The 7,332-nt window shown below is 46.6% G+C and carries 9 protein-coding genes; 5 read left to right on the top strand and 4 right to left on the bottom strand.

The window, feature by feature from the left end:
* The 4 genes from BM082_RS18030 to BM082_RS18010 all read right to left on the bottom strand — a co-directional run.
* On the bottom strand, positions 1 to 231 hold a 231-nt coding region (locus BM082_RS18030), incomplete at its 3' end, for a transposase (RefSeq protein ID WP_026024874.1).
* Between the two features lie 125 nt (positions 232 to 356).
* A complete protein-coding gene (gene bfr / locus BM082_RS18020) occupies positions 357 to 836 on the bottom strand; it encodes a bacterioferritin (protein WP_074928042.1) in 480 nt (159 codons plus the stop codon).
* A gap of 8 nt (positions 837 to 844) precedes the next feature.
* Positions 845 to 1,315 carry a bacterioferritin gene (gene bfr / locus BM082_RS18015; RefSeq protein WP_074928040.1) on the bottom strand — a complete coding sequence of 157 codons (471 nt, stop codon included), beginning with the start codon at positions 1,313 to 1,315 and terminating at the stop codon, positions 845 to 847.
* Positions 1,316 to 1,734: 419 nt separating this feature from the next.
* Positions 1,735 to 2,439 (bottom strand): VC0807 family protein, encoded by a 705-nt coding sequence (locus BM082_RS18010; RefSeq protein ID WP_074928038.1) that lies wholly within the window; start codon positions 2,437 to 2,439, stop codon positions 1,735 to 1,737.
* Positions 2,440 to 3,072: 633 nt separating this feature from the next.
* Here BM082_RS18010 and BM082_RS18005 point away from each other — a divergent pair.
* The 5 genes from BM082_RS18005 (at position 3,073) to BM082_RS17985 (ending at position 7,328) form a co-directional block, all read left to right on the top strand.
* The gene (locus tag BM082_RS18005; protein WP_017009302.1) at positions 3,073 to 3,342 is read left to right on the top strand and encodes an acyl carrier protein; all 270 of its coding nucleotides are present in this window, start codon (positions 3,073 to 3,075) and stop codon (positions 3,340 to 3,342) included.
* A 134-nt stretch (positions 3,343 to 3,476) separates the two neighbouring features.
* Positions 3,477 to 4,235, top strand: a complete 759-nt coding sequence (locus BM082_RS18000) for a hypothetical protein (RefSeq protein WP_017017529.1) — start codon at positions 3,477 to 3,479, stop codon at positions 4,233 to 4,235.
* The gene (locus BM082_RS17995; RefSeq protein WP_017009300.1) at positions 4,235 to 4,867 is read left to right on the top strand and encodes a hypothetical protein; all 633 of its coding nucleotides are present in this window, start codon (positions 4,235 to 4,237) and stop codon (positions 4,865 to 4,867) included. Before BM082_RS18000 ends, BM082_RS17995 begins: the two co-directional genes overlap by 1 nt.
* Complete coding sequence (locus tag BM082_RS17990; RefSeq protein ID WP_026025213.1) at positions 4,864 to 5,976, top strand: acyl-CoA dehydrogenase family protein; 1,113 nt, start codon at positions 4,864 to 4,866, stop codon at positions 5,974 to 5,976. Before BM082_RS17995 ends, BM082_RS17990 begins: the two co-directional genes overlap by 4 nt.
* Complete coding sequence (locus BM082_RS17985) at positions 5,973 to 7,328, top strand: MATE family efflux transporter (RefSeq protein WP_017017527.1); 1,356 nt, start codon at positions 5,973 to 5,975, stop codon at positions 7,326 to 7,328. The genes BM082_RS17990 and BM082_RS17985 overlap by 4 nt, the downstream gene beginning before the upstream one ends.
* Positions 7,329 to 7,332 lie beyond the last annotated feature (4 nt).

Genomic DNA, 7,332 nt, shown 5'->3' with positions numbered 1-7,332 from the left:
GTCAAACTCGCCCTCTTCGGTTTTGACACGTTTGCTGCTCGTGCCATTCCGACTGTTGTTTGATGGCGACTTTTGATGTTTTTCGTAGCCTAGGTGCTCATCCATTTCAGCATTCAACGCTGCTTCGACGGTGATTTTTTTCAACATCTGGCTAAATTCGTTCAAGTCCTCAGGTGTTTTGATACCTTTGGCTGCTTCCTTTGCGAAAGCTTCGAGTTCTTTCTTGTTCATGCGCATCTGCCTATCCTTAACTCTCATTAGAGTATGGTGTGATAGCCAGTTACACAAAATTAGTTACAGTCTCAAAAAATCACCTGCAATGCAGGTGATTTCATTGGATGGTATACCCATTAAGATTAAGCGGGTTTGCCCATTTTGGATTGGATGTAGTTCTGAAGCCCCACGCTCTTGATAAGTCGCAGTTGCTTCTCTAGCCAATACATATGGTCTGATTCGGTGTCATCCAACAATTGCAAAAGAATTTCACGCGTTTGGTAGTCTTGCTTTTCCTCGCATAGCGCGATCACCTTACGAAGTACTTCCGCCACCTTGTATTCATACTGCAAATCATTGTGCAGCATCTCTTCAACGCTACTACCGATTGTCAGTGCTTCGCGAGCACTCACATCTGGTGTGCCCTCTAAAAATAAGATGCGGTTGATCAGCAACGAGGCATGTTCACGCTCATCGTCTGACTCATGGTTGATGCGCTCATACAGTTCTTGCAAACCCCAATCTTCATACATGCGAGCATGAACAAAATACTGGTCCATTGCTGACAACTCATGCGCCAACAGGTGGTTGAGTGCCGAAATTACGTCTTGATTGCCTTTCATGATTTCACCTAGTCGTCCATATGAGATTGGAGATAGTTTTGTATTCCTGTCATTCCAATCAATTCAAATTGTGCTTCCAGCCAATCAAGATGCTCTTCCTCGTCTTCCAAAAGTTCGTTGAGAATATCTCGAGATACATAGTCTTGTTTGTCTTCACAGATGGCAATGGCTGCACGGAGCTGTACCAGCTCGTCCGCAAGCATTTCTTTGTCGCAACTCATCATCTCTTCGGCATCTTCACCAATACGCAGACTTTCTAGATGCTGTAGATTCGGTAAACCATCTAAAAATAGGATTCTTTCAATGAGTTTGTCTGCATGCTTCATATCTTGAATGGATTTTTTGTATTCCACTTCATTGAGAGCCTCCAGCCCCCAGTGCCTAAACACTCTTGCATGAAGAAAATACTGATTTATCGCCGTCAACTCTGAGGTCAATATTCTGTTGAGCTCAACCACGACCTCTTTATGCCCTTTCATAAAGATGTTCCTTTTGTTAAACATATTATCAACGTGGTGAAAATATTAATTAACAACCCTTGATTTAGCAACAAAAAAACTAAATATTATCAACAATTTAGTTAACGATAACCATTCTTATTAGTATTACCTCTTAGATTACTTGAGCGATTTATGGATATTATAAAGACACTATCCATTTCAACTATCAGAAATAGAAGGTTATTTTTGATTAATGAATATAAGGATTTGATAAAATACAAAGCTTCCTTATTTCGGCCTTATTAATGAGAATTAATAGCAATAGTATTCAAATACTAAACAGAAGAAGTTAGGAGACCTTATTTACGGTGGAGCCTGTAAAGCACATTCTAAAAAAGGCCGCTGATCATTCAGCGGCCTTTTTATGTTTCATCGATGTCGATATCACGTATACAAACTTAACCCGCAGATTTGTTCGCAAGCACTTCTTCCAGTTTCAATCCCGTCAAACCATGAATGGTACGCCATAGGTAATAGAAAATGGCCATCATCATCACTGTCGATGGCAGTGCGATCATCGGGTAGCTGTAAAGCGTGAGTTGACCCAACTGCTCGTTAAACTCTGGCGTTCCTGCTGGGCTGGTGACGAGCCATTTCGCCAGGATATAATTCATGGTGGAAGAGAAAGCAAACGAACCGGCTACAAAGTACGTGGCTTTTAGCAAACGCGCTTCAAACGCGGCCATGCTGTTGCGCAATTGCAGACGTTCGTTGATTTTCTCAACGTCCATCACTGATGGGTTGAACAGCAAGGCTTTGATCAGGGGTGAAGAGGTAAAGGTTGAGGCGAGAACCGCAAGGCCGATAACCCCAGGAATGGCTGCTTCTTTGATGGCTAACCATTTGGTATCAAGCTCGAGCAAGCCAATGCCGCCCGTAAGCAGAACGTTCACTAAACCCAGTAAGGCGATGAAGTTAAACTTTCTGTATTTCACTAGCTCAAACAAGCCCCATCCCAATGGGAAGCTCAACGCTAGAATCAAACCGCCACTTGCGCCTAATTCGTTATCGCCACTCAATTTCATGAGAATAAATGCAGGGACAACAATACTGACCAGAAGGTCAACCATAGGACGTGGCTTGTGTGTAGGAACACTCTTCATTGTTTCGTTTTCCAAACTATTTCGAAGACACCGCCAATACTATCGAATAGGAAATTCAATGGGTAGGCATCTGTTAGGCCTTTTTTGTTCGAAATAGTTTCAAAGCGAATATGTAGACGCCTTAACACCTCCCGCACCCGGTCCGACACGCGATACAAATGCACACGCCAGAAACGAAAATCGGGATGGTGGGAGTCGTTGTATTGTCATGGAGCACCTCTTTCTTTGGTGATCACCTTACCACCATAAATGGTGTCCGGATTCATTAAACCACTACACTCCCTGCTCTTATCTTTCGCTCTTATCTAGCACTCTCAAAACTCCACTCTGCTCTTTTTGCTTTTCCTGCTCCTCTTTCTGATCTCCCTGCTCTCCCTGCTCTTAAGCATTATGCACCCGCTCGCCTGTCACAAATGACAGTACCGCTTTCACCTCACACCCACACCAACCATCATTTTTATTTATTCCCTTTATTTTTCATACAAATAAAAGCAAACAATCCGTTCTAACCTTTCGTCCCTCCCCCTTACTGTTATAAGTGTCAGGTTATCAAATCGCCCTCCCACGCTTAATTTGAACTCATGGATTTATGGCAACACACAACCTAACCAAAGCACGTAAATGGAGTTAATTATGCAAAGAGATAACGCGTATCAAAATATGGTAGCCATCCTGAAATCAACCATCACAATTCCAGAGGATGTTGTACTCACTGAAAATACGAGCCTGCGTGACGATCTGGGGATGGATTCATTGGGGTCACTGACGTTCTTAATGGAGCTTGAGGAATCCATTGATGGTTTTTCGATTAACCCTGAAAGCTTGGAAGAACGTCATTTCAGTTCTATTGGCGCAATGGTTGATTACATTGTCGAAAATGTAGAACTCGCACCGGCTGCTTAATTATGTACATTAATTATTGCCAATATTTCCCACTTGAAAAAAGGAGCCTACGACAGGAACCCCGGGATCGGTATACGACCTACTTTAAGGATTTATACCGAATTTCCGATAAGGACCTGTCGCAAGAAACCTTTTTGACGGGTGACCAATATAGCTACACCAACATCATTGATACGGTGCTTGAGAGCGATTTACCGTTTGCAGCTTACCCTGACATTTCTGATGTGGCCTTTAGCTATTGGACACCCGAGTGGGACCCAGAGTACTCCGCCTTTGCGACCTACTTCCTTTGGAAAAGCGACTTAGAGGCTGAGATCATTGACGTGTGCGATGTGGGTTCAATCGCAACCACAACAGCACTTCACATCCTTTTCAACACCGACAGTTTGGACGATTCCCGCACCAAGATATTGGTGGGCATGGAGCAAAATGCTGTGCCACGTTACCTGCCTGATCACAACATCATGCCGGTCAGTTCTAGTGGCTCTGCGTTGTTCGTCAGCCAAGCCAACAACGACGGTGCGCTTTTCAAACTTGAAGACTCCGTGTTCTTGAATGAAAACAAGATCTATTCGTCGAGCTTTGCGCTGGCAGAAGAAATCAAAACCCTGCTGGAGAAACACAAACTCGGCGCGGGTGATTGCACCTTGTTTCTTCACCGAAATACTGCGGCGTTTAAGCAGTTGGATTATTTGTCGGACAAGCGTGACATCTCGCCTGATTTACTGAAGAACGCACACTATTTATCGCCAGAGTATTCCGTAAATACCTTACCGAAGCTTTTAGATGAATATCAGAAAAACCCCGATTCATTCCGCAGCAGTATTTGGGTTTTCATTGACGAAGATGCCGAATCGCTAAACACAACCATCAGCTTGTTGAGGCCGTTGTAATGTATCGTCTCGATTTCGAAAACAATTGCAGCATCATTGATGATCTGCAAGAAGAGCAGCTAAAAGGAACCTTGGTATCTGTTTTTCACGGTGCGGAAAGCACCTTCGTGATGATAGATCGCCGAGGAAATGTCAGCGGTCAACCCGTCAGCATGGATGCGATTGAGGCTGAAAACCTCATCGCCCTTCCCAACACTTACATCGTGAAGGTTTCAACACGTTCAGGGAGAGCCTTACCCGCCCTTGCCCTGTCTGCATTGGCATCTTCCAGCAAACAACAATTCTCCTGGGAAGGTTTCGTTCAACAGTCCCTCTCTTGCTTTCACACGGAGATGTCGGTGTTTTTCCGCCACCTCGTTGCGCGTTTGAAAACCAAAAAGGTCGGCGATAACACCTTGCTAGACATTGAGAACGTGAGTTTGTCTATCACCGACTATCACCGTTTTCTTTTCCAACTCCAGCTTGCCTCTGAAACATTGCCTGATTCGCTCGTGCCTCTGTCAGAGCGCGTGCTTTTGGCTTCAAACATCATTTCGAACCTGCAAGGCGGCATTTCCATTCTTGCCGGAAGCGGCGTCGAACATCACCTGCAATATGCCCTTTTACTGAACGATTTGGAGCAATGGCGATGATCAATTTAGACAGATATGCCGCAACCTACGGCGAGAAATACGGCGAACACATTGAGTGGCTTCGCGAAGTGGCCAGCGCGGTTGATAACTACCAAGACATTCACAGCAACACGGATTTTCGCAACGAACAATTGGATGCGCTGCTCCTGAGCAGTTTTTCCATGACAACAGAAGAGCGCGTTCGCATGTTTGAGCAGCTTTCTTACGGCGACCCCGGTGCATTGCTGTTTTCACCTGGCCCAAGTCTGTCTGGCGTCATCTTGAATGAAGCAGGCTCGGAAGAACAGAAAGCCCATTTCTATGACTACTTAAAAGAACATAACTGCCGCACCTTCTTTGCTGTAACAGAGCCAAGTAAAGGCAGTGATGCTGGGCGTTTAGAATCACGCTACACCAACGGCACATTAAGCGGGGAAAAGTGGTTAATTGGCAACGGAGCGCGCGGTGACATTGGCGTGGTGCTGTTCAAAACAGGGGCAAGCCCATTGGCAACACGTGCCGCTCTGGTCACCAAAGACATGATCGACTCGCCGCAGGTGAAACGTCGTTTGTTGAAGCAACATTGTTTGCGTGGTGCGCGCTTGTCTTACTTGAAGTTTGATGAGCTACCCATCCCCCAAGAGCAGTTGCTCGGTGAACACCTTCACCCTTGTGAGCGCGGCTTGTTTTCGATGATCCGCACCTTCAACAAAATGCGCCCGTGCGTGGTTGGCCTGAGCATCGGCTATGCACAAGCCGCGGTGGATGTGCTGCTCGACCACGGTAAAGACGCAGGTATTTCGCAAGATGCCTGTCGCCACTTCAACACCATTCTTTCAACCATTCGGGCAGTGAACTTGGTGGCGGCAAAAACCGCCGACAAAGAACCGGACAACATGGCGTATTCGTCGCTGGCGAAAATTGAATTGGATGATTTAGTGAAGCAAATGCGTCCTTTCTTGTTCCAGCACTTCAGCAAACTTCAATCTGACCATTTCACCCATGTTCGCAAGTTTATGCGCGATAGCTATGCCTTTGACTTTATGGAAGGCACGCACGTTATCCAAAAACATAACTTGGTCAACATCCTGAAGCGGAACGATTACGTGAGCCCATGGAGCGGACTATGAAAAATATCGCCTCTATCCTTTCTTCGGTTGGCCCTACCTTCTCCTCGGTTGGATCGACGCTGTCCATTTTCGCGTCGTCATCTTCCACGTTTGTCACGCAATTGCTGGCGGTGTGGTTAATCAGCCAAGAAGACCAACGCGCGCTGCTTATCCTCACGGTGTTTATGCCGTTTGGCTTCACCTTGTCAGCCTTGTCTGACGCGTTACGTGCTGGCGCATTGCCTATCGTATCAAGCCATGAAGATGCAGGGGCAGCCGAGGTTCACAGCGCGGTTGCCACCTTGTTTGGCATGGCCGTGGTGCTGTTTGGTGGATTAGGCGCGATGGTGTGGGGGCTGATGCCCCTGCTCCAATCTTATTTCCACTTGCCTATCGTCGCCTATCTCGATTTCTCTGATTTGCTGCTCGCCATGACCTTGGTGTTCTTGCCAATCACCGTCTCTTCGATTCTGACGACCTGTTTGTTTGCGAAAGAGAAAAACGCGCTCGCCACCAGCATTGTGGTTGTCGCCAACGTGTTGCAACTCAGCTTGATTTTCATCTTCGCCAAGCAAGGCCACGGCGTGATGTCGATGCCTTATGCGGCGGCATGTTCAACATTGGTTGCCATCACCATGGGGCTGACACTGTCACCCACGTTACGCCAAATTATCGCGCCTCGCGCACTGGCGTATTTCTCCGCTATGCAAACCCAAGTGAAGCAGCTGCTGTCCATTATTGTGCCTATATTTTCCAGCTACTTACTCCTGATTGCGTGGCTGTTCTACATCACTTACATCTTGCTGCAATACAGCGATGCTGCGGCTTCTGCCTTCCCGCTTTATGCACGTATTCAGAACCTCATCATCATGTTGTCGATTGCGGTAGGTGTCAGCCAAGCGATTCGCTTCAACAAAAACTCGGCAGACTACGACTACAGCATGTTGAAAAACAGCGTGACGCAGTTCGTGAGCCAATCGATTCTGTACCAAATCCCTGTGTTGCTGGCCGTGTTTATCTTCAGTGAAAACATTGCACTGTGGCTGGTTAACGAGCCATCCATTGCCGCGGAATGTGCCGAATACCTGCGCATGATCTCGCCAGCGTTGTTGGTGCTTTCCACCTATGTCGGCATGACGGTGTACATGGAGCAAACCTTCCGCTCACGTCGCGCCTTTATCTACAACGCGCTCTACCTTGGCGGAGAAGTCGCGCTGATTGAAATGGTGCGTCCTTATTGCACCACCAGCTCTGAGCTTTATGCCTTACTTGCCGTGGCCTTCTTCGCGTCCGCTATTTTCATCCTGTTTGAAATCGGTCGCTCACGCTACGAATACCATCTCATGCAGAAAATGCAGTCTGTGACTCTTTAAAGGA

Origin of the sequence: Enterovibrio norvegicus DSM 15893 (genome assembly GCF_900115495.1) — a bacterium.
GTDB classification, from domain to species: Bacteria; Pseudomonadota; Gammaproteobacteria; order Enterobacterales; family Vibrionaceae; genus Enterovibrio; species Enterovibrio norvegicus.
Note: the sequence above shows the minus strand (reverse complement) of the source record. Positions and strands in the feature narration are given on the sequence as shown.